Raw genomic sequence first — 1,512 nt, 5'->3', positions numbered from 1 at the left:
GTTCTAAGATTTTCAGCCATAGACAGATTGAGAGCTGGAGAAGTCATGTAAGGATGACATTATTTTCTGGTGAAGCCGGTGGCGGGAATAGAGAGCGGGGGATTCATCCCCAACCCAAGGATACGTTCTGTGATCGCACTTTGGATATCCACACCTGTCTCCTGACGGCTTACCCTCCCATGTCACGCGGGGTCTTTGCCCTTACATTCCTTCGTTCGGCCTCTCAGGAGGTGGACGCCGTTTCTTGCTCCTTTACAGGGTCGTTGCCCTTATGGAAATGATTCCTGCGGCTGCTCCGTGCTTCCTTTGTCTTGGTTCTTTCCTTCCGGTGAGAAACGTGATTTCGGTTTTACTTAAGCTGCCATCTGGATCTGGGCCTGACGTACCGGCCCTAAAACGTCGTTTGCATCGTATGGAATGTGCTTGGTCCCGAGCGTGTGCAGGACTCGTATGAGCTTTCCGCATAAAGCCACAAGGGATTGTTTTTTCTTCAGTGGATTCTGACTTCGCTTCGTAAAGTACTGGTGCAGTGCCTTGAACTCCGTGTTCTTTGCCACCATGGGCATGACCGCCCGGAACAACAGGGCCCTTAGCCTTGCACGTCCACGCTTGGTAATACTGGACTTGCCTTTTTTCTTTCCCGAACTGTTCTCTTTGAGATTCAGTCCAGCCAGCCGTATAATCTGCTGTCCATGCTCGTAACCGCTTAGATCCCCTACTTCTGCAAGGAAACCCGCCAGCGTAACTACAGCCACACCCGGTACGGTGAGCATCTCTCCAGTACCCGGAATTTGTGACAGTAGACGTTCCACCTCGGCCAGAATCTCTTCGAGCTGTCTGGCGAACATTTCGTACTGTTCCAGGAGCGTTTGAATCTCTATTCTTGCTGCAGGAAGTCCTTCGGTCAGTCCGATGGAACTCCTCGCCGTATCCATAAGGTGCTGCGCGCGTTTAGTGCCTACGGCTCGTTTCACGTCTTTCTTCCACCGCTGAACGATGGCTTCTGTACCGAGTGCGATGATTTCACCTGGTGTGGGAAACTCGCCTAGCGTAATCCGTGAAGCCTTGCCTTCCCAGTCTTTAAATACCTGCGTGTACTCTGGAAAAAAGCGATCCAGCCAGTTCTGCACCCGTCTTTGCACCTGTCCGAAGTTCACCATGATCTTCTCCCGAAGATTCATGAGAATTCGCAGATCTGCGTAGATACTTGTTAGCAATTTAGGTTCGCTGTATTTTCCGTTTCGCACCAAATCGGCAATGACTTTTGCATCTTTATAGTCGTTTTTCGTCGGTGAGTTATCTTCCAGTTCTTTGCTTTGGTGTACATGGTGCGGATTGACAATGACCAAAGGAATACCTTGCTGTCCCAAATACTCGGCCAAGTTAAACCAGTAGTGTCCGGTGGGCTCAATGCCGAAGAGGACGTCGCTCTTGGCATGCTCCTGCTGAAGCTCCTTCATCCACTGTACCAGTTGCTCCAGACCTGTTCGTGTATTGGAGAATACACAATCT

The 1,512-nt window shown here is 50.5% G+C and carries 1 protein-coding gene; it reads right to left on the bottom strand.

What is annotated here, in order from left to right:
* Positions 1–353: 353 nt before the first annotated feature.
* Positions 354–1,512: IS110 family RNA-guided transposase (locus A3848_RS26095; protein ID WP_074087844.1), on the bottom strand; the 1,159-nt coding region annotated here is incomplete at its 5' end.

The organism is Paenibacillus sp. P32E (genome assembly GCF_001909085.1).
Taxonomy (GTDB): Bacteria; Bacillota; Bacilli; order Paenibacillales; family Paenibacillaceae; genus Paenibacillus_AQ; species Paenibacillus_AQ helianthi.
The sequence above is the reverse complement of the archived record's forward strand: the minus strand, read 5'-3'. Positions and strand labels throughout refer to the sequence as shown.